This is a genomic window from Streptomyces sp. NPDC045021, assembly GCF_056432645.1.
On record NZ_JBWKIQ010000001.1, the window covers coordinates 232,184 to 252,721 of the forward strand.

At 70.5% G+C, this 20,538-nt stretch carries 15 protein-coding genes; 9 read left to right on the forward strand and 6 right to left on the reverse strand.

What is annotated here, in order from left to right; translation table 11 throughout:
• Nucleotides 1-17: 17 nt before the first annotated feature.
• Entirely contained in the window at nucleotides 18-7,373 is a 7,356-nt protein-coding gene (locus AC07DC_RS01060; RefSeq protein ID WP_478910625.1) for a SpvB/TcaC N-terminal domain-containing protein, read from the reverse strand.
• Nucleotides 7,374-7,840: 467 nt separating this feature from the next.
• Entirely contained in the window at nucleotides 7,841-8,083 is a 243-nt protein-coding gene (locus AC07DC_RS01065; protein WP_478910626.1) for a hypothetical protein, read from the reverse strand.
• Between the two features lie 236 nt (nucleotides 8,084-8,319).
• On the opposite strand from AC07DC_RS01065, the gene AC07DC_RS01070 reads away from it, so the two are divergent.
• Both AC07DC_RS01070 and AC07DC_RS01075 read left to right on the forward strand, forming a co-directional pair.
• Complete coding sequence (locus AC07DC_RS01070) at nucleotides 8,320-8,712, forward strand: TOBE domain-containing protein (protein WP_478910627.1); 393 nt, start codon at nucleotides 8,320-8,322, stop codon at nucleotides 8,710-8,712.
• 440 nt (nucleotides 8,713-9,152) lie between these two features.
• On the forward strand, nucleotides 9,153-9,782 hold the full coding sequence (locus AC07DC_RS01075) for a dihydrofolate reductase family protein (protein ID WP_478910629.1): 630 nt from the start codon (nucleotides 9,153-9,155) through the stop codon (nucleotides 9,780-9,782).
• A gap of 97 nt (nucleotides 9,783-9,879) precedes the next feature.
• On the opposite strand, the gene AC07DC_RS01080 is transcribed toward AC07DC_RS01075, so the two are convergent.
• Genes AC07DC_RS01080 through AC07DC_RS01090 form a run of 3 tightly spaced genes read right to left on the reverse strand, consistent with a single transcriptional unit; the run spans nucleotide 9,880 to nucleotide 11,610 of the window.
• Nucleotides 9,880-10,425: a DUF5949 family protein gene (locus tag AC07DC_RS01080; RefSeq protein WP_478910630.1), complete on the reverse strand. Its 546-nt coding sequence runs from the start codon at nucleotides 10,423-10,425 to the stop codon at nucleotides 9,880-9,882.
• A gap of 56 nt (nucleotides 10,426-10,481) precedes the next feature.
• On the reverse strand, nucleotides 10,482-10,613 hold the full coding sequence (locus AC07DC_RS01085; protein ID WP_478910632.1) for a hypothetical protein: 132 nt from the start codon (nucleotides 10,611-10,613) through the stop codon (nucleotides 10,482-10,484).
• Nucleotides 10,597-11,610 (reverse strand): hypothetical protein, encoded by a 1,014-nt coding sequence (locus tag AC07DC_RS01090; protein ID WP_478910634.1) that lies wholly within the window; start codon nucleotides 11,608-11,610, stop codon nucleotides 10,597-10,599. The genes AC07DC_RS01085 and AC07DC_RS01090 overlap by 17 nt, the downstream gene beginning before the upstream one ends.
• 29 nt (nucleotides 11,611-11,639) lie before the next feature.
• On the opposite strand from AC07DC_RS01090, the gene AC07DC_RS01095 reads away from it, so the two are divergent.
• Genes AC07DC_RS01095 through AC07DC_RS01105 form a run of 3 tightly spaced genes read left to right on the forward strand, consistent with a single transcriptional unit; the run spans nucleotide 11,640 to nucleotide 13,616 of the window.
• Nucleotides 11,640-11,969, forward strand: coding sequence for a hypothetical protein (locus AC07DC_RS01095; RefSeq protein ID WP_478910636.1), 330 nt, complete (start codon nucleotides 11,640-11,642; stop codon nucleotides 11,967-11,969).
• A gap of 41 nt (nucleotides 11,970-12,010) precedes the next feature.
• Complete coding sequence (locus AC07DC_RS01100; RefSeq protein ID WP_478910638.1) at nucleotides 12,011-12,562, forward strand: HAD domain-containing protein; 552 nt, start codon at nucleotides 12,011-12,013, stop codon at nucleotides 12,560-12,562.
• A 25-nt stretch (nucleotides 12,563-12,587) separates the two neighbouring features.
• A complete protein-coding gene (locus AC07DC_RS01105) occupies nucleotides 12,588-13,616 on the forward strand; it encodes an aminoglycoside phosphotransferase family protein (protein WP_478910640.1) in 1,029 nt (342 codons plus the stop codon).
• 86 nt (nucleotides 13,617-13,702) lie between these two features.
• On the opposite strand, the gene AC07DC_RS01110 is transcribed toward AC07DC_RS01105, so the two are convergent.
• Nucleotides 13,703-14,989, reverse strand: coding sequence for a ricin-type beta-trefoil lectin domain protein (locus AC07DC_RS01110; RefSeq protein WP_478910641.1), 1,287 nt, complete (start codon nucleotides 14,987-14,989; stop codon nucleotides 13,703-13,705).
• A 683-nt stretch (nucleotides 14,990-15,672) separates the two neighbouring features.
• On the opposite strand from AC07DC_RS01110, the gene AC07DC_RS01115 reads away from it, so the two are divergent.
• From AC07DC_RS01115 to AC07DC_RS01130, 4 genes are all read left to right on the forward strand, one after another.
• Nucleotides 15,673-17,229 carry a ThuA domain-containing protein gene (locus AC07DC_RS01115; protein ID WP_478910642.1) on the forward strand — a complete coding sequence of 519 codons (1,557 nt, stop codon included), beginning with the start codon at nucleotides 15,673-15,675 and terminating at the stop codon, nucleotides 17,227-17,229.
• Between the two features lie 179 nt (nucleotides 17,230-17,408).
• Nucleotides 17,409-18,638, forward strand: coding sequence for a S8 family peptidase (locus tag AC07DC_RS01120; RefSeq protein ID WP_478910644.1), 1,230 nt, complete (start codon nucleotides 17,409-17,411; stop codon nucleotides 18,636-18,638).
• Nucleotides 18,639-18,847: 209 nt separating this feature from the next.
• Nucleotides 18,848-19,627: a VOC family protein gene (locus AC07DC_RS01125; protein WP_478910645.1), complete on the forward strand. Its 780-nt coding sequence runs from the start codon at nucleotides 18,848-18,850 to the stop codon at nucleotides 19,625-19,627.
• A 163-nt stretch (nucleotides 19,628-19,790) separates the two neighbouring features.
• Nucleotides 19,791-20,534, forward strand: coding sequence for a hypothetical protein (locus AC07DC_RS01130; protein ID WP_478910647.1), 744 nt, complete (start codon nucleotides 19,791-19,793; stop codon nucleotides 20,532-20,534).
• Nucleotides 20,535-20,538 lie beyond the last annotated feature (4 nt).

Sequence of the window (20,538 nt, forward strand, 5' to 3'; positions counted from 1 at the left end):
CACCTGACCGGTCCGCGTCACGGCTTCTTGCCGGGCCTGACGGCGACGTTCGCCCACGGCCGGGGGTCCCTGATCGTGTCGACGTCCGGACTTGTACTGATGGCGTCCTTCGGGATCTGTTTGCCGGCGATCTGCGCCGCGACGACACGGTGGTGTCCTTCCGACACCTTTCCGCGGGCATCGACCCGGATGACTTTGGACGCCTCGGTGGGCCACTCAAAGCTCCCCTCCTTCATCTGCTGCGCCATCTCGTCGACGGTTCCCCGGTACACGGCCTTCTGTGTCGGCTTGTAGCGCGATCCCGTCATGACCTCGGAGATATTCCAGTTACTGGGGGAGGCAGGGGCCGCGGCGGGAGCCGGCCCCGGAGCCGTGTTCTGGGCCGGGGCGGCGGGATCGCTCGCCGTGGACCTGAGGAAGGTCGGCTCAGCGGGTGGCCCGGCCGGCGGTTTGCCGCCGGAACCCGGCTTCCCGCCGCCTGTTCCCGTGGACCTCGTTCCGGCCCTGGACAGCGGCGGTCCGTACGTGGCCCCCAGGGGCCGACCCGTCTGCCACATCACATACCCTTGTGCGGCCGCGTGCGCGAGACCGGCGGCCGCGACGAAGTCCTCCTCCAGGCGCTGTGCCGACGGTCCGGCCAGGACGCCCAACGCGGTGGGTGCGGGGGCGCCTTTCACGGCCTGGACCGCCCCCGAGCCGGCCACGTCGGCGCCCATGACCATCAGCGGCGCGCCGACGACGCAGCCAACTCCCAGCTCGCACAGCCCGGCTCCGGCGACGAAGGCACCCGCGCCGACCATCACCTTGGCACCGCCCGCCACCCTCGGGGCGATCCACTCCTCGGTGAACTGCAGCGGTGCCCATTCCCGCGGATCCAGCGTGAATTCCCAGTCCGTGCCGCCGGTGTCGGTCCGGTTGACCGGATCGCCGCCACACATCTGGTACTGGTTGACGCCGCCCGCTGGACCCGTGGGATCGCAGGAGGTCCAGCGCGCCGTCCAGGGGAGGTAGTACCGCCGGCCGTGCTGCGCTGCGCCGCTCTCCTCGTCGCGTTCCTGGCCGGTGAAGCGGTAGCGCTTGCGGGTGTAGCTCCCGAAGCTGGTCTCCCCGTACGGGGTGTATTCCTCACGGTTGACGAGGATGCCCTTGGCGTCGAGGACGGCGGTGCTGCTGCCGAGGTGGTCAGGGAGGTGATAGGCGGTGTCGGGGCCGCGGTCGTCGGGGTGGGCGGGGCCGACGCGGGCCAGGGCGACGCGCCGGTGGTCGTCCATGACATGGATGTGGTTGTTCTCGCCGGCTCCTGGGGTCCCGCTGGCCCAGCGATGGTGTTCGAACGTCTCGTCGAGGTAGTGGGTGACTTCGACCGCGCCGCCCTGGCGGCGGACCAGCTTCTTGATCCGCCGACCGGTCGCATCGTAGAGGTACTGGGCGTGCACGGAAGGCTCGGCGCTCGCGGTCTGGGTCGCGAATGCCTTCAGCTGGTCGGCGTGGTTCCACGCGAAGTGCCGGGACGTGGTCTCGGACACCATGTTGCCGTTGAGGTCGCACGTGTAGTCGTACGGTGTCTTCCCGACGGTCATCCGCTGCAGCCGGTTGCTGCCCGCCGTGCCGGTGAAGACGCGGCTGAAGCCTCCGGTGGCGGTGTGGGTCAGGGTGAGCAGGTTCCCGGCCGGGTCGTAGCCGTAAGACTCGGTGTACGCCTGGGTCTTCGTCACATCGGTGCCGCGCGGTACGTCGAGCCAGGGGTCACCGGCCGACGGCGCCTGGTACTCGCGTCCCGTTGCGGACAACAGCCGGTAGACCGGGTCGTAGGCGAATCGCCGGTCGAGCGCATCGCCGCCGCCGAGCAGCGCGCGCAGTACCGGGTCGGCCGCGCCGAGCGCGGCGGAGCTGCCCGGGATGCCGCTGCCCGGCGCCCGGTCGCGGAGGGTGAGGATGTTCCCGGCGAGGTCGTAGTCGTAGCCCTGGTCCTGCACTGGGATCCCGGCCGGATGGTAGGTCACCCCGCCGGTCAGGGTGTAGGGCTCGCTGCGCAACCTGGCGAGCCGGAACGTGTGCGGTTCGTACGCGTACCGGGTCATGACCCCGTTGCCGTACGCGACGAGCGCCCGCTGGCCCTTGGCGTCATAGGCGAGCCGCTGCACGTAGGCCGTGCCGTCGAGGGTGACTGCCTCCAGCGCCCCCGCCCGGTTGTAGGCGGGGCGCAGTTCCCTGCGGCGGCCCTCCACATCGGTCGGGAACAGGTGGGACACGATCCGGTTGAGCGCGTCATAACGCGTCGTCGTGACATAGCCAGCCGTCTCCAGCAGCGTGGCGTCGCGCGCCGTCTGGTCCTGGCCCGCGCCAGGGGTCCAGTCCACCTGGAACGGAACCACCTGCCAGCCTTTGCCCTGCGCGGCCGTGTACGTGGCGAGGACCGGGGCGTCGGCGATCACCCGCCGGGCGGACTCCAGCACGTTGCCCTTGAAGTCGGCCGCCGCGACCGTGACCAGGCCGGCCTCGTCATGGTGGCGTACCGTCCGGCCGAGCAGGTTCAGGGCCCGGGCGGCGGCCCTGCCAGCGGCCGGTTGCGCCGGGTCCCCGCCGTCGCCGTATTCGATCGCCTGACGCAGCGTCACGGTCCCGGCCGTGTCATCGCGCGCCCACACCTGGGCCGGCCGACGCAGCAGGTCGAACACGCAGAGGGTGAGCGTGCCCTTGCTGTCCCTGCTCTCGACCGGGTGCCCGAGCACGTCGAGGACGCTGTCACGCCGCCCCGAGTCGACGCCGTCCACCCGCCAGCGCCGTCGCACCAGGTCGTAGCGGTAGGCGAACGCGACCCGTCCGAGCGGGTCGGCGATCGAGACCAGGTTGCCCTGGATGTCGTACGTGGACCTCGTCGTGAACCAGTCGGCGCCGGTCGCGCCGTTGCGGGCGACGGCGCGCACGGTACGCCCGAGAGCGTCGAACTCGCTGCTGCCCGGGGTGTCCCAGTGGGTGCGGTATCCCGTGGCGGTGTCACCGTGGGTGCGTCCGGCGTTGTCGTTGGTGTCGTAGGTGTAGGACTCCCACGGGGTCGGCTCGTACCGGGCGGGGTCGGTCAGGTCGGCGGGGACGCCGAAGATGGCGCGCTGCTCGCTGCCGTCCGGGTGCGCCGTCCTGACGACCAGTCCGCGCGGGTCGTAGAACACGGCCGTCCGCTGCCCGAGCTGAGCGTCGAGTGCCGGTGCGTAGTCGTAGCCGGTGGAGAAGAACGGTTCGTACTTCTGCACGACCCGGCCCTTGTTGTCGTAGATCTGCCAGGCCGAGACGCGCACGTTGTCCGGGTCGGACGGTGCGCGGGTTCGCCCCGCGGTGTCGCCGACCGGCGCGAGGTCACCGGCCGGGATGACGCCGCCGCCGAACGCCGGGTCGCCGAACAGCGTGTCCTCGGCCTGTGCGCGGGATTGCAGCACCCGCCCGAACCCGTCGGAGTACTCCACCGAGACGATCACCTTGTCGCGCTGGGCGGCCGGGATGTCCGTGTCGGTGTCGTGGTGCACCCGCTTGACGCTGCGCACGGACGCGGGTTGGCCCCGGTCGGTGAACGCGTGCAGGTCGTAGGTCATCCGGGTGTTGGGTTCGGCCTGGTCACCTTCGCCGTTCTTGCCCCGCACGTAGTGGGCGGTGACCAGCCCGGCGGGCGAGAACGTCACGCCGGCGGTGTTGCCGTTCGCGTCGGTCGTCTCGCGCGGATGCAGGACGCGGTAGTCGTAGGCCGCCGCGGTCTTCAGGCCGGCCGGGTCGACGGCCAGGACGGGCAGCAGGTCGTGCTGGTCGTACTCAATCAGGCTCTGGGCACCCAACGGGTCGAGCGAGGCGACCGGCAGCCCGCGCGGCACCCTGCCGGGGACGTGGACGTCGTACCGGTGCCGCGCCGCGGTCACGTAGTACCCGCCGGGCGATCCGGGCACGTCGGTGTCGGCGTAGTGGGCGTAGCCGGCCAGTGACGGCAGCAGGGCACGGAACTGCTGCGGGTACTCGGCCGTCCAGGCGGGCACCCCGCCCGGTGTGAGGTAGACGGGCCGCGGGCCGACCGCGAGCGGGTCGCCCGCGACGTGCAGCGACCCGAGGAAATCGTCGCCGAACGCGAGCGACTCGACCCGGGTCGCCAGACCGTACTCGCCGAGCGTGCCGAGCGGCAGCCCGGTGAACGCGTCGCCGTCGTAGAACGTACGGGTGTGGCCGGTCACCCGCAGCGATACACCGCCGGCGGTCTGCCCCGGACCGGCGAGGACGGCGGCGCGCAGGTCGGCCACCGACAGCTTGCCGTCGTTGACGACCTCGTAGCCGGTCGTCCGGGCGACGCGGCCGACCAGGTAGTGGCCGGCGTCGTCGCGGCGGGCGTACTCGGTGGTCGCGTACGTCGCCAGGTACGGCTGCGCCGTGCCGCTCGCCGCGGCCAGCGGGTCCCGGCCGCGGGGCACCGCGACGGTGAGCTGCCCGGTGGCGAGACCGTAGGCGTCGTAGCCGGTGGGAAAGGCGAACTGCGTCATCGGCTCGGCGCCGCGCTCCCACTGTGTGGTGCGGCTGCCGGTGGTGAACGGGAAGAAGATCCGTTCCCGGTCGGCGTCCGTGGCACCGGCCGCGCCCGGCTCCTCCCGGACGACGGGGACCGACTCGGTCACCGTGTACGGACGGTTCGCGCGGACGGTGTCGTCGAGCGCGTACAACTCCGTGCGCAGCGGCTGCCCGCGCATCGCCCGCAGCGCGGCCCGCCGAGCGCCGCGTGGCAGCCCGGCCAGGAACGCGGTGGTGGCGGCCGGCCGGGACAGCAGTTGCGCGTCGCCGTCCCAGTACTCGTGCCGCAGGTCGAGTTCGGTCCACTCACCGGACTCGGCGGCGGCCACCGGTCCGGGATGGAACCAGCTCTTCGTCAGGGTCGGCGGCGAGAAGTGCCCGGCGGGGGCGGCGGCCGCGCCGGCCGAGACCGCTTCGCCGAAGGTCTCGCTGTCGGTGTGCTCGACCATCGCGAAGCCGCGGAACTCCCGCTCGACACCGTCCCAGTAGCCGTGGTGGTAGCGGTACCCGGTAGTCATCCTGCCGCCCGAGATCCGGTCGGTGACCTCGACCTTCGCGACGACCTGCACGGGGAAGGGCAGCGTGGTCCGCCAGCGGGTGGCCGGGCGGGACTGATCGCGCAGGTACTCCTGGGTCGAGGGCGTGTACGTCACCCGGGTGACCGCGCCGAGGTTGTTGTCCATGCCGGACAGCAGATATGGCTTCGTCCCGCCGGTGAGGTCGAGGAACCGCAGGTTCGCGGATCCCCGGCCCGCACCGCCGGCCGCCCGGCTGAACAGCAGTCCGGCCATTCCGGTGCCGTACAGGTCGGACAGCTGGAGGGAGTCCGTGTCGACGACGGCCGGGGTACCGGTGATCGTGACCGGCTGGGAAGTCCAGGCGTTGCCCGTCCGGTTGCCCCACACCAGCACCCGGCCGCGGTCGACGTACACCAGGTCGGCGGAGCCGTCCCCGTCGACGTCGCCGAGCAGCACACGGCGCGGGTCGAACCCGTCGGGCAGCCGGGGCGAGTCGCGCATCGTCACCTGTGCGCCCCAGCGGTTGTAGCCCAGGTTCGGCCAGTACGCGATGTTCCCGTTGCGGAGCAGGACGAGGTCCTGCAGGCCGTCGCCGGTCATGTCCGCCAGCCGCACCCGGGGATCGGCCAGGTCGACCTGCGGTCCCGTGCCGTTGCTGACGGCGGTGCGCCGCCACGCCAGCCGTGGGTCGGGGTCGTTGAACCAGGACTCCAGCCGGGTACCCGAACGCAGCACGTCCGTCAACCCGTCGCCGTCCAGGTCGACCAGTTTCACCTGAGGGTCGGCGAGCGCGACCGACGGCGACTGCCGGTACGGCTGGAACGCGCGGCGGCTCCAGCCGCCTCCGAAGGACATCGGGAAGTAGCCTGCCGGGGCGCCCGGGGTCCGGCCGCCCGACGTCGTGCCGGGCACGACCAGGTCCGGCCGGCCGTTGCCGTCGGTGTCCATGAACCGCACGCCGGGATCGGCGAGGGACAGCGGTGGCGCCTCCGCCATGGCCCGGGGAAGCTCGAACCTGCCGCCGCCCGCGTTGCGCCAGACCCGGCGCACGGCCCCGAGTTCCACCAGGTCGGGCAGCCCCGCCCCGCGCAGGTCGACCAGCGCCATGGTGGGGTCGCCCAGCGACACCGCCGGCAAGGCCTGCCCGGTCAGCGGTTCGAACCTGCGCCTGGACGGGTCGAAGTCCGTGTACGCGAACGTCAGCGGCGGCAGCGTCTCGACCGCCGGTCCGGCGGCGGCGCCGGTCCGCAGAGAGTCCGGGTCGGGTGTCCCGCCCGGCCCGTCGCTGGGCCCGTCGCCCGGGTCGTCCGTCGTGGCCGTCGTGGCCGGGGCCGACTGGTCGATCCCGGCGGTGATCACCCCGGTGAGCAGGGAAACGCCGTTGAACGGGGCCTGCTCGTAGCCAAGCCGATACTCCCGGGCCACCCGCGCCACGCCGTCGGCCGCGTGGGTGGTCACCCGGACCGTGTCACAGCGCAGCGATGTCCTGATCTCGAAGCCGGACCGGTACTCGGAGAACGGGTCGGGGCGCAGGGAGTACTCGAAGTCGACGGTGGCCAGGAAGGACGGGTCGCTCCGGGCACCGTAGTCGGCGTAGGAGATCCGGGCGATCAGCGGCTGGTCCCAGGTGTGGCCGGGTTCCTGGCCGAGGTCGCGCAGATACGAGTAGCGGACCAGGTTGCCGAGCGGATCGGTGGTCTCGGTGACCCGCCAGGAGTAGACGCGGCCGGGTGCCGCCGGGTCGGCGACCACCGCCGGGTCCCGCCATCCGTCGGGCGCGCCGGCCGGCCGGGGGGTGCCGTACCTGGTGCGGATGCCGTCCTTGGAGCGGACCTCCCAGAAGTTGCCCGTGGCGTCCTTGACGTGCTCGATCCGGGCGAACAGGCCCTCGGTCCGCGGCCGGTACCGGACCCGCCCGGGGTAGGTGCCCTCGACGGGCATCAGATCCTCGGCCCCCGACAGCACGAACACATCGGCGCGCTCGCCGCCCGTACCAGGGGTGCCCGTACCGGGGATTCCCGGGGCGTCGGCGTAGCGGGGCAGTCCGCGTGACGTCTTCCGCGACACGCCGGGCAGGCTCAGCTGCCAGCCGAGTCCGTAGGGTCCGTTCCCGTTCCCTGTGCTGTACGCGAGTGTCAGCTGCGGCTGTATGCCGTGCCGGCCGGCCGGCACGGCGATCGGCACCGTGAAGTTGCCGGTCCCGGTGAACAGGTCGGGCGAGAACTTCTCCCCGAGGCCACTCACCGCGCCGCCCCCACTGGGCAACGAGATCACCGACCCCGCCCCGGCGGCGCCGGTCGTATCCTCAGTGCTCATCTGTCCATCCCCTCACATGGCGTGCGACTTCCTGCCGGGACGAATCCATCGCCCCGTTCAACTCCGTGAAAAACCAGCTGTGTTCGGGCCGGCCGCCGGATCGCGTCTGCCGCTGTTGCGGCCTGAGCGGATCGATGACGGATCTCCGTCGGCCATGGAGCCGCGCCGCCGCTTGGTCCGCGTGCGAACGGTTCCGCGTTCCCCGATCTGTGAGGCCCTCGGCGGACAGCGTGATACACCGGGGACCGGCTGTCGTCTGCTGTTCCGCTCACCGGACCGCGCGCCCGCTCCACAGGGGCTCTTCGGGGTGATCCTGGCCTGCCCCGCCGATGTGACCGATGTGGCCGACGCGCTGATGGCGGGGCGGGGCCCGTCACCAGGCGGAGGCCCTCTTCGTCAAAAACGGCCGCGGGGCTCGCTCCTCAGCCACAGCCCGTCACCGTGTCCAAACTCTGCCTGGAGCAGGCTCAGGCCGTTGGATTGGTGGTGGTGACGGGAGTGTCCCAGTTGATGCGGTAGTTGAACATCCAGGCCATCTTCTCGGGCTTACGGAGTTTCGCGACGATTCGCATGATGAGGGCGTGGCGACTGGCATCGCTGCCATCGGGCAGTGTTCGCGCGGCGAACAGGCCACCGACGCCGACGATCAGCGCGTAACCCCCGTAGATGGCAACGAACGCGGCCGGCCCGAAGGGGAGCGAGAGCGCCACCGCTGCCAGGAAATAGCGTCGCCCCCCGACCGGCGACCGGTACCGGTCGGCATCCGATCGGATCATTCCACGTGGCACGGATCAGCGCGGCTTGCGGTCCTGCACCGGATACGGCACGAGCGTCTTGCCGGGCTCGCCCCAGGCAGATCGTGCAGTCAGCGCATCCGCGGCTGATCACCGAGATACCCCGGGCACCGCCGACGGGAGCGCGCGGGATTGGGCTTAGTGTTCGGCTCATGGAGTCCTACACCATTGGTCAGGCCGCGAATCTGCTCGGCGTGAGCGTCGACACGGCGCGCCGCTGGGCGGATGCGGGCCGCTTCCCCACGCGCCGGGAGAACACCCGCCGGTTCGTCGACGGCCCGGATCTGGCGGCCTTCTGCGTCGAAGTCGCGCAGGAGGCGGCGGCGGAGAACGGCGAGGCGTACACATCCGCGCGCAACGCCTTCGCCGGCATCGTCACCGCCGTCAAGCTGGGCGACGTCGCCGCGCAGGTCGAGATCCAGGCCGGGCCCCACCGGCTGGTCTCGCTCCTCACCCGCGAGGCCGTCGAGGAACTGCAACTGAAGGTCGGCATGCAGGCCACCGCCCGGGTGAAGTCGACCAGCGTCCACATCGACCTCGCCTGAACCCGTCCTGCCGGATTACCCGCGAGTCGTCGCCGTACCGGTCTGCTGCGTCACGTGCGGCTGGAACTCCGGAGGTGCCAGCAGCCGCACCGCCGCATGGACAGCAGGCTCCCTGCGCCGCAGAAACCGCGCACCCGCAGGCAGTCGGCACGCAGATCGGCTCCGCGCACTCCAGCCGCGTCCAGACACCGCCGCCACGACCGCACAACGTCCCCGAGTCGGCATTGCCCAAAGTGTTGATTCGAGCGCAGACAGTATCAGCAGGGCAATCGCCTCCCTCGCCGGTGGCCGCCGCGGAAAGTTCTCAGGAGAATTCGGAAGGAGCTGTCGATTCGGCCGTCTCCCGTTCGACGCACAGGTGAGAGCGGGAACAGAGCCGCCTCCCGGTCCGGGCGCCATCCAGGCACCCACCGGCTTCGGAACGAACCAAGGAGAGGGCCATGCCCAAGCTGCGCGCACACAACATCACGATCACCCTGGACGGCTACGCCACCGGCACCGACCAGCGACTGGAGGCACCCTTCGGCGACGGTGTCGACGGATTGCACGATTGGATGTTCGACGCGCTGCGCGACCGCGAGGACGGCAAGTCGGGGATCGACATCGACTACGTCGAGCGCGGCGACGAGAACATCGGCGCCACCATCATGGGCCGCAACATGTTCGGACCCCAGCGTGGGCCGTGGCAGGACGAGTCGTGGACCGGCTGGTGGGGCGACAACCCGCCCTACCACCACGACGTTTTCGTCCACACGCATCACGTGCGGCCGTCGGTGTCGATGGAGGGTGGGACCACCTTCCACTTCACCGACGAGCCCGTCGAAACGGTGCTGCGGCGAGCATTCGAAACGGCGGCGGGCCAGGACGTCCGCCTCGGCGGGGGCGCCGCCACCGTCCAGGAGTACCTGCGCGCCGGGCTGGTCGACGAGCTCCACCTCGTCATCGCTCCGCTGCTCGCCGGCAAGGGCGAGCGTCTGCTCGACAACTGGGGAGACGCGATCGACGGCTACAAGGTGGCAGAGCAGGTCAGCTCCGCAACGGTTACCCATGTCCGCCTGATCCGTCGCTGAGGTCCGACCCGGCAAGGCCCGCCTGACCTTGCAACTGCCTCCTGGCCCGGAAAGGACCGCCCGGCCGGGAAGGACCCTGCCGGATCACACAGCCGACCTACTTCCGCAGCCGCGTGATCGGAAGCAGACAGTGGGCGGCGGTGGAGAACGTCCTCTCGTCCGCCACGAAGGCGTTGAGCATCTCCTCGCTCACGGTGCTGCCCGGGGTCGCTTCCGGCCACGGGCGGGTCGCGAACAGGAAGTACACCTGCTGGTACTCCGCCACCGCCTGGAGCCAGTCCGGCGGGGCGTCGCACTGGGCGGTCAGATGCGGCATGCTGAGCGCCCACTGGCCGCCCTCGACGAGGAGCCTGATCGGAAGCGCGGGCATCCGGGCGCCGTCCAGCAGCTTGCCGCCGACCGACAGACCGGTCTCCTCCAGCAACGCCCACGCGGCCGCCTCCCCCGCCTCGGGCCCGCCCTCCCCGTCACCGAGCGAATAGGCGAGCAGGTAGGGAATGGTCTGCCCCTGCTCAGGACCGCCGGTCCATCCGAGCACCGAGAGCGTACCCAGCATGCTTCGCTGAATTCGGCTCTCCACAGTCTGCGTTGACGTCATGGCACGGCACCCTAGTGGCCTGGTCTGCCCGCCCCTCGGGTTCATTCAGCCGCACGGACGAATCGTGCCCGAATGGCTCAGCGACGGCCGGAGTTCCGTGCTCACTTGCGGCGGGACAGCGACACCAGGACCAGTACGAGAACGCCGACCAGCAGCAGAACCCCCACCACGGTGAGGACGACATGCCCGCCCGAGGAGGGCGGGTCGGGAGCGACATCAGCCAGTAGAGACACGTGTGTTCTTCCCTTCGGCGGGCCCAGGGACCGGAGCGTTGACCGACCCCAGTCCCAGGATGAACATCAGCAGGACCGGAAACTCCAGATAGGCGTGGTAGCTCGCGACCGCCGCGTACAGCGCCTTCCCCTGCGCGTAGTCGGTCGCGAACAGCGAAGCGAGGGCGGCGGCCACGCCCAGGCCCAGAGCCCAGGCCCGCCAGCCGCGCAGCGCCGGCACCCGGCGCTCGAACGACCGCGTCGCGTCGGGCGCGTAGCGCGGCAGGAACCAGACCCAGACCACGTAGTGCATGGTCTGCAGGAAGGCGAACACCGCGACGAAGCGCAGACTCACCGCCGAGTCCAGCCAGGCCGGTGGGGTGTACGAAGCGGACAGCCGGTCCGTCCAGGCCGTACCGGCGGCCAGCCAGTGGTCGAACGCACCGGCCATCAGCAGCGCGGGCGCCACCAGCACCCATCCGCACTGCACCGCGCGAAAGGCGGCCCGTCCCCGCGGCAACCGGCTCGACCACTCCCACAGGAAGAGCAGGGGCACGATGTTGTGCAGATGGGTGAGGACCACGAAGTGGTAGGCGGGGAAGGCGAGTGAGGTGCCGGCCGCTGCCGCGAGCACCGCGGCAGCGGCCGTCAGCAGCAGGGGGCGGGAGCGCAGGGCGTGCCCGCACGCGGTGGCCAGCAGCCCGTACGCGAGCAGGATCTCGCCGGTGCGCGTCGCCGTGGACGGCGGCAGCAGGCGGCACACCACGATCCCCGTGATCAGCAGGCCGAGCAGCCGCAGGAACGGCCCCCGCAGGACCCCTTCGAAGCGACCGGCCACGTACCGCAGTTCCAGCACGTTGTGCAGGATCCCGAACGTCGCGAGCCCCACCACGGCCGTCCCGGCCGGCAGCCGCAGGGCCGCCACCAGGGCGACGGCCGCCGCGCACACGAACCCCACCACCGGCGCGGCACCCAGCCCCCGCACGGCGGGCAGGCCCGCCGCTTGCGCGCTCGCCATCCGTCCCCTCCCCGTGACACGATCCCGCCGTGCCGTACGTGTTCGCCCTCGCCCTGACCCTGCTCGTCGAGGTCCCTGTCTACGTCGCGGCGCTCACCGTACCGGCTCGCGTCCGACCGGCCCGCGCCGGCGTCGCAGCCCTGCTGGTCAACTGTGTGACGCACCCGCCCCTGTGGTGGTTCCTCGCCCATGTCCCGGCCGCCCACTACTGGGGGTACTTCGCCCTGGCCGAGGCAGCCGTCTGCCTGGCGGAGGCGCTGCTCCTCCGCCACATGCTGCGGCTGCGCGGCCCGGTCCCGTACGCGGCGTCCGTGACGGCCAACGCGGCATCGGTCATCGCCGGGATCCTGCTGATCTGACTCGTGCCGCCCACCTCCCGAACAGCCGCTAGGGTGCGGCTGTGACCGGTTCCGTGCAGCGTCCACTGCTGTTTCTCGATGTCGACGGGCCGCTCATCCCCTTCGGGGCGACAGCGCGGGATCTTCCGGACGGCTATCCGACGTATCGGACGGGGCCCGGACCGCAGGGGGCCGCATCGAATCCGCTGATGGCGCGGATCAATCCCGCGTACGGCCCCCGCCTGGCGGCGCTGCCGTGCGAACCGGTCTGGGCCACGACCTGGATGGCCGACGCGAACGAGTCCATCGCGCCACACCTCGGCCTGCCGGAGCTTCCGGTGGTGATCTGGCCCGAGCCGTCGGACATGGACGACCAGGATGAGCGTGCTGGAGTGCACTGGAAGACCCGCACCCTCATCGACTGGGCCGCCGGCCGCGCATTCGCCTGGGTCGACGACGAGATCACCGACAATGACCGGGCCTGGGTCTCTGCACATCATCGGGGACGAGCCCTCCTCCATCGTGTCGACCCCCGATGGGGTCTGACCGACGCGGATTTCGCCGCCCTCGACAGTTGGCTGCGCGAGACCGCCGGGATCGCCCGACAGCGCTGACGACTCTTCGTGGCAGGATGGGCGGATGGGGTCGCGGCTGCCGTTCGGGGACGAGTTGCGGAGTGAACTGGGCTCGCCCGGTCGCTCGCGCAGACTGAGCAGCAGCCCCCGCTCCCGCGTGTGGCGCATCGAGCTGCCCGGAGCGTCGGCCGTGGTGAAGCAGTTCGTGGACGGCCCCGATGCCGCAGACCGCTACGCACGTGAGGTGACCGCTCTGCGGCTCGCCGCACGAGCCGAAACACCCGTGGTGCCCGCGCTGCTGGCCACCGATCCCGGCGAGCGCGTGTTGGTACTGGAGCACTGGGACCACCAACGCCCGGCCGGCGACTGGATCGTCGACTACGCGGCCGCCCTGGCCCGGCTGCACGCCACCACCGGTCCGCAGGACACCGGTGCGCTTCCCCGCTGGCAGGGTCCGAGTCAGGCCGACATCGACTCGTTCCTCGGACTGGCCGTGGCTCTGGAGGCTTCGGTCCCACCCGGCGTGTCCGGTGAACTCGAGGCCCTCGTCAGCAGGCTCGGTCAGGCACCGGGGCACGCCCTCCTGCACGGGGACCCGTGTCCCGGCAACGACCTGCACACCACGGCGGGGATCAGATTCATCGATTTCGAGCAGGCCTCGCTGGGCAGCGGTCTGATGGAGCTCGCCTACCTGCGTATCGGCTTCCCCACCTGCTGGTGCGTCACCTCGGCCGCCGAGCCGCTGTTGGACCGGGCGGAAGCCGCATACAGAACGGCCTGGCGCGAAGCGACCGGTTCCGAGATCGCGATCGACCTCACCGACGCGTGCGCCGGCTGGCTGATCCGCGGCGATGCGCTGGTCCAGCGGGCACACCGGGAGAGCATCGACCATCTGGCGCGTATCCCGAAGCGGGACTGGAAGTGGGGTACCGCCACCGCCCGGCAGCGGTTGGTCCACCGGCTCGGTGTCGTCAGCCGGATGGCAGCGGGCCACGCCTCGCTCCACGGCGTGAGCACCCTCAGCGCGGACCTGCGTCAGCGGATGCTGACCCGCTGGCCGACCATTCGGCCGGTCCCGACCGAGCGACCGTAAGGGCCGGAGCACTTCGAGCGGCGACAGGCGTGGGTGCCCGGTCGGCGCGAAGCCGGCCGGGCACCCGCGAGGCGCTGATGTGTCGGTCAGGTGGCGAGGTGCCACTGCTGGTTGGCGGCGGAGCTGTTGCAGGCCCAGATCTGGAGCCGGGTGCCGTTGGCGGAGCTCGGGCCTGTGGCGTCCAGGCAGCGGCCCGATCCGGTGTTGACGAGGGTGCTGCCGGCGCCCGCGGTCCACTTCTGGGCGGCGGTGCCATTGCAGTCGTAGAGCTGGATCTTGGTGCCGTCCGCGGTGCCCGCGGCGGTGACGTCCATGCACTTGCCCAGCGCCCGCAGTGAGCCGTCGGACGAGGACGTCCAGGCCTGTGCCGCCGTTCCGTTGCAGTCGTAGAGCTGTACGGGCGTGCCGTTGGCGCTGTTCGACGCCGCTACGTCGACACATTTGTTGCCGTAGCCGGTGATCGGGTGGCCGGTCCCGGTGCCGCCGCCCGTGTCGCTGGTGGTGACGTGCACGTAGTCGACGACGAGCTGCTGCGGGAAGGTGGTGGCGGAGTTGGGGTCACCGGGCCAGTCGCCGCCCACCGCGAGGTTGAGGAGCAGATAGAAGGGGTGGTCGAACACCCAGCGGTTGCCGTTGAGGTCGGCGGGGGTGCGCGTCTCGTAGACGTTGCCGTCGACGGACCACTTGATGGAGTTCGGAGCCCAGTCCACGGCGAAGGTGTGGAAGGCGTCGGAGAAGCTCTGTCCGCCGGGGAGCGTGTAGCCGGCGCCGATGCCCCCGGCGCCGGAGTAGCCGGGGCCGTGGATGGTGCCGTGTACGGAACCGGGCTCGAAGCCGACATTCTCCATGATGTCGATCTCACCGCTGTTGGGCCAGCCGGCCGTGCCGATGTCGTTGCCGAGCATCCAGAACGCGGGCCACATGCCCTGGCCGCGCGGGAGCTTCATCCGGGTCTCGAAGTGGCCGTACGCCTGGGTGAACTTGGCCGGCGTGGAGAGCCGGGCGGAGGTGTACTGGCAGGTGCCGTACCAGCACTGGTAGTTGGCCGGGTTCTCCTTGCGGGCGGTGATGACGAGATTGCCCTGGCCGTCGAGGGCCGCGTTGTGGTTGCCGCTCGTGTAGTACTCGCGCTCGTGGTTGTTGACGTTGTCGCCGGTCTCGTAGCCCCATTTGGAGCTGTCGACCGCGCTTCCCGCGGCTCCGTTGAAGTCATCGGTGAAGGTGGCGGCGGCCGCTGCGGGAGCGGCGCTCTCAGCCCCGTGGGCCTGCGGGGACAGAGCCTGCTGAAGGCCGCCGCCGAGCAGCAGCACGGCGGCGGCGAACAGGGCGAGCTTGCGGGGGCTTGTACGTCGGGTGGGGGGTGGCGCCGACATGACGGGCTCCTCAGTGGGGGGACGGCGGAAGGCCGGAAGGAAGTCATGCTCCTCACGGGTGGAGGGCTGTACAGGGCTTGCGGTGAAGGGTTCCTCGGCGCACATCGATACACGCGGGCACGCGTGTGCGAAGGGAACAGCTCAGGCGAGGTACCGCTTCCGGCGCCCCGCAGCGTCGGAACAGTCGGTACGAGACAGGCCCCAGGCGGATTCCCACGGTCGGTGTGCGGCCGGTCGGTGTGCGACCGAATCGTCGGCGCGGGGTCCTGAAACGCTGTACGACCACGACCATGCTTGGACTAGACCACGCCCCTGTCAAGACCACCGCGGACTCTTCCGGTCATTCAAGCGGTATCGGCGCAGTACAGCGCACCCCTGGCCCGGGCAGGCTCTCGACAACCGTCGGCGAGCGACAACTGCCGGACGCGTACGAGGTCTTGACGGGACCGTGTCCCCTCGGTTAAATCACCACCTGGATTAAGTCGTGAACAAAGTGAAGCCTCCTACTGATACTCCGTCAGGAGAGCCGCACTCCCGAGTGCGGATCCCCAGTAGGCCGCGACCGACCCGCATCGGCCGCGGCCACCGATCCCGTTCGGCAGACGATCCGCCGATGCCCACCCAGGTCTCTCCGCACGATCCCCCCACCGTCATTCCGCCGTGCCCAGGAGGAACCCCGTCCCATGGTGCAAACCCGCACGGCACGTCCCGTGCACCGCGTACTGATACGACTGCTCGCGCTGTGCATGCTCCTGCTCGGCTTCACCACCGTCCCGGACTCCGGCACCGCGCACGCGGCCCCCACCTTCAAGGTGTTGGCCTTCTACGACGGCACGTTCGACGCGGCACACATCAGCTTCGTCCACGAGGCCAACCAGTGGTTCCCGCAGCACGCGGCGGAGAACGGCTTCTCGTACACATCGACCAACGACTGGAGCCAGCTCAACACCGCGAACCTGGCCAAGTACCAGGTCGTGCTGTTCCTGGACAACTACCCACAGACCGCCACCCAGCAGAGTGCCTTCAAGGCGTACATGGACAACGGCGGCGGCTGGATGGGCTTCCATGTCTCGGCCTACAACGACGCCACCCCCAGTGACTGGTCCTGGTACCACAACACCTTCCTGGGCACCGGCACCTTCAAGAGCAACACCTGGGGCCCGACGGGCGAGACGTTGAGGGTCGAGGACCGCGCCCACCCGTCCATGGCGGGTCTGCCGGCCACCATCGCGTCCTCGGTCAGCGAGTGGTACAGCTGGAACAACGACCTGCGCCAGAACCCGAACATCGACATCCTGGCCTCCCTCGACCCGTCCACCTTCCCGGTCGGCACCGACCCCGCGCAGACCTGGTACAGCGGCTACTACCCGATCATCTGGACCAACCGCCAGTACAAGATGCTCTACGCGAACTTCGGCCACAACGCGATGAACTACGACACCAACACCGCGCTGTCGTCGACCTTCGCCAGCGCCCAGCAGAACCAGTTCCTCCTCAACGGCATCAAGTGGCTCGGCGGTGGCGGTTCGTCGAATCCGGGCGCCGGCTTCACCCTCGGCGTCACACCTGGCTCGGGCACCGTGGCGCCGGGCGCCTCGGCCACCTCCACCGTCACCACGGCGGTCGCGTCCGGCGGTACGGCGCAGACCGTGGCGCTGACGGCGAGCGGCGCCCCGTCAGGTGCGACCGTGTCGTTCAGCCCGGCGTCGGTGACCTCGGGAGGCAGTTCCACGCTGACCGTGGCCACGACCTCGGCGGTCGCGCCGGGTATGTACCCCATCACGGTCACCGGCACCGGTTCCTCGGGCGCGCAGACGGCTACGTACACCCTCACTGTGACGGGGGCCGGAGGCGGCTCGGGGGCGATCACCGGTTACGGCGGCAAGTGCGTGGATGTGGCGGGCGCGAGTGCCACGAACGGTGCCGCGGTGCAGCTGTACGACTGCAACGGCACCGCCGCGCAGACCTGGGCGGTCGGCTCGGACGGCAGCGTGAAGGCGCTGGGCAAGTGCATGGACGTCACCGCCGCGGGCACCGCGGACGGCACCAAGATCCAGCTCTACGACTGCAACGGCACCGCCGCCCAGAAGTGGACCGCGGGCGCCGGCAGCACCCTCGTCAACACCGGATCGGGCCGCTGCCTGGACGCCACAGGCCCGAGCTCCGCCAACGGCACCCGGCTCCAGATCTGGGCCTGCAACAGCTCCGCCGCCAACCAGCAGTGGCACCTCCCCAGCTGAACACGCTCACCCGCCGGCGGCACCGCCCGCGCTGCCCTCCTTGCGAAGGCGCCGGCGGCTGTGTCCGGTACGCCGTCGGCGGGCATTCGGGGGAACGCATTCCGGTATCGCTGCCGAAACTGCACGACTCGCGGCATATGACCTGGAACATCGTCGTTTCTGCATGATCCCCTGCGCCAATGAACACCAGAAGCAAGCTCGCGCTCGCGACCGCCGTCACCGCCGCCCTGGTGGCGGCAGGTCCGCTCTCCGCCTCCGCGAAGTCCAGCCCGGAGACAGGCGCACCGGCTCTCGCGCCGCTCCACATCCCGGCCTCGTCCGCCATTCCCGGCCAGTACATCGTTCAGCTCAAGCCCGCGGCCAACGTGGCCGACGCTGTGACCAAGTCCGGGGTGCCCTCTCTCTTCCGGTTCAGCAAGGTGCTGCGGGGCTTCGGTGCCAAGCTCACCCCCGACCAGCTGACGAAGGTCAGGACGAACCCGAACGTACTGGCCGTGGAGCAGGACGCCGAGTTCAGGGCCCCCGAGTCCGCCGCTCCGGCGAAGGAGACCGCGGTCAGGGCCATGGCGCCCGCGGCGTCCTGGGGACTGGACCGGATCGACCAGGCCAACCTGCCGCTGGACAACAGCTTCACCGCCACCGCCACCGGCGCCGGAGCCACCGCCTACATCCTCGACACCGGCATCGACTACAACCACAGCGAGTTCGAGGGCCGCGCAGTCCCCGGTTTCGACGCCTTCCCCTCCCAGGGGCGCAACGGAGCGGACTGCGAGGGGCACGGAACCCACGTCGCGGGCACCGTCGGCGGCAAGACGTACGGCGTCGCACGCCAGGCGACCCTGGTCAGCGTCCGAGTCCTCGACTGCCAGGGCGCGAGCACCAGCCTCAAGGTCATCGCCGGACTCGAATGGGCGGCAGCGGACCACGCGAAGAACCCCGGCCGGCCGGCTGTACTCAACGCCTCGCTCGGCGGCCCGCAGGCCCCCCTGGTCAACACCGCCGCCACCGAACTCTCCAACCTGGGCGTCCTGCCCGTCATCGCCGCGGGCAATGAAGCGGTCGACGCCTGCACCGTCTCCCCGGCATCCGCAGAGCGCGTGGTGACCGTCGCCGCGAGCAACCGCTTCGACGAGGAGACCGACTTCTCCAACTACGGCCCGTGCGTGTCGCTCTACGCCCCCGGCGCCGGCATCGTCTCGGCCAAGCTCGGCGGCGGCAGCCTCGCCCTGGACGGCACCTCCATGGCTTCCCCGCACGTCGCCGGGACCGCTCTGCTCTACAAGTCCACCCACCCGGCCGCGACCGCGGAGGACATCGCCGCCTGGCTCGACGAAAGCAGCACGAAGGACGCACTGAGCTCCGTCAGCAAGAGTTCGCCCAACAGGATCCTCTTCACCAACGGCCTCTGACCCCGCCCGAGCCTGGACCCACGCCGGGCGCCGGCGAACCGGCGGCTTCAGTCCTCCTGAAGCCGCCGGCCCCATGTGGCGGCCGCGACTCCGACATTCGGGATGTCCGTCGATGGCCGTTTCGCTACGATCCGCTAGGGATCGTTCACCTCGGGGTGTACATCCCCGCTCACGCTCTGACCGGATTCGCGAGAGGTAGGAACGTCACGATGCTCACGACCGACTTCACCACCGGCGCACCCAACTGGCTCGACCTCGCCAGCCCCGACACCGCGGCGGCGGCCGCCTTCTACGCGGCGGTCTTCGGCTGGCACTTCGAGTCCGCGGGCTCCGATGCGGGCGGGTACGGCTTCTTCCAGAAGGACGGCAAGACGGTCGCCGCCCTGGGCCTCCTCACCGAGGAAGGCGCCAGTTCGGCCTGGACGGTGTACTTCCTGACCCCGGACGCGGACGCCACCACCAAGTCGGTCGAGCAGAGTGGCGGGGCGGTGCGGGTCGAGCCCTTCGACGTCATGGACGCCGGACGGATGTCCTGCCTCACCGACCCGGGCGGCGCCGAATTCGCCGTCTGGCAGCCCGGCACCGTCAAGGGCCTGGAGAAGACCTCGGAACACAACACGCTGCTCTGGGTCGAGCTCCACGCTCCCGACACGTCGGCAGCACTGTCCTTCTACCGTTCCCTTTTCGGCTGGCGGTCGAACGAGATGGAGGGGCCCGGCATGACCTACACGGTGCTCTCCACCGCCGACGGCGACCAGGAGGACGCGTCGTTCGGCGGCCTGGTCGCGGCGCAGGAAGGCATGGAGCCGCGCTGGATCCCGTACTTCGACGCGGCTGACGCGGACGACATCGTCGTCCGCGTGCAGGAGAACGGCGGCTCCGTTCTGATGCCCGCCGCGGACGTGCCGGACGTCGGCCGGATCGCCTGGCTCGCCGACCCCTTCGGCGCACCCTTCGCCGTCCTCAAGCCACGCCCCCGAGCTGCCTGACCTTCCGGGCGGGCCCGTGCAGTCAACGCGTCATCATCGTCAGCGGCCGTGATCCGCCGGTCGTTCGCCTTGCCGAACGACCGGCGGACGCCGCCAACAGCAGGTCGCCGTCCCGTTGCACGCACCTGGCGCGCCATGGACCGGATCAACCATGATCAGCGGTGTGAGAGAGCAACTGGACCTTGATCTGGCCGCGGCGAAGCTCGCCGAGCGTTCGGCCCAGTGGACAGCGGCCGGGCTGTCCGTGTCCCCGCTCCTTTGGAGACGCGGAACGGACACCTATCCGGTGGCCGACCGCGGCATGGTCAATTCCCCGGACCGGCTGGCGGTGCAGGTCATCGGCGCGGGCTGGGAGGTCGGATTGTTCGTCGAGCTGGAATGCGAAGGTTGGGCCCACCTGGGGCTCCTCTCGGAGTCCGGCGAGTCATGGGGGCGCAAGCGGGTGGCATCCATCGACAGCTGGGCCGCCCTGTTGGACGACGCGGTGGTGCGGGCGGCTCGCATTCACGTGCAACACGCCCAATTGGTGGCACGCACCTGCACCACGGGGTGGCTGGACTGGATCCATGGCGAGCTCTGGTTGACACCGACGTGCCTGATCCGTGCCCGCAGCGGGTTCCTGGACACCATGGCGAACTCCACCGGTCCGGGGCTCGCGGCGCGGACTCCGGGCCACACCGTCAGCTACGACCCGACGACCCTGCTTGCCGCACACCGCACGAACAAGGTCATCCCCTTCGACAAGATCGCTCACGCCCGCCTCCACGGCGGTCTCAGCACCTCCGGTCTGACAGTGGAGATGACCGACGGCACCAGCCACAAACTCCTGTGGCTGTCCTCCGATCCGGCCCGACGCCTGCTGACGGACCGCCTGCTGCCGGTACTGGGGGAACGCCTCGTCCGGTGAGCGG

Bases quoted from the DNA above. Each gene is read 5' to 3' on its own strand.
- AC07DC_RS01060 (WP_478910625.1), bottom strand. From the start codon at position 7,373: ATGAGCACTGAGGATACGACCGGCGCCGCCGGGGCGGGGTCGGTGATC.
- AC07DC_RS01070 (WP_478910627.1), top strand. From the start codon at position 8,320: ATGGAGTCCTACACCATTGGTCAGGCCGCGAATCTGCTCGGCGTGAGC.
- AC07DC_RS01075 (WP_478910629.1), top strand. From the start codon at position 9,153: ATGCCCAAGCTGCGCGCACACAACATCACGATCACCCTGGACGGCTAC.
- AC07DC_RS01080 (WP_478910630.1), bottom strand. From the start codon at position 10,425: ATGAACCCGAGGGGCGGGCAGACCAGGCCACTAGGGTGCCGTGCCATG.
- AC07DC_RS01090 (WP_478910634.1), bottom strand. From the start codon at position 11,610: ATGGCGAGCGCGCAAGCGGCGGGCCTGCCCGCCGTGCGGGGGCTGGGT.
- AC07DC_RS01105 (WP_478910640.1), top strand. From the start codon at position 12,588: ATGGGGTCGCGGCTGCCGTTCGGGGACGAGTTGCGGAGTGAACTGGGC.
- AC07DC_RS01110 (WP_478910641.1), bottom strand. From the start codon at position 14,989: ATGTCGGCGCCACCCCCCACCCGACGTACAAGCCCCCGCAAGCTCGCC.
- AC07DC_RS01115 (WP_478910642.1), top strand. From the start codon at position 15,673: ATGGTGCAAACCCGCACGGCACGTCCCGTGCACCGCGTACTGATACGA.
- AC07DC_RS01120 (WP_478910644.1), top strand. From the start codon at position 17,409: ATGAACACCAGAAGCAAGCTCGCGCTCGCGACCGCCGTCACCGCCGCC.
- AC07DC_RS01125 (WP_478910645.1), top strand. From the start codon at position 18,848: ATGCTCACGACCGACTTCACCACCGGCGCACCCAACTGGCTCGACCTC.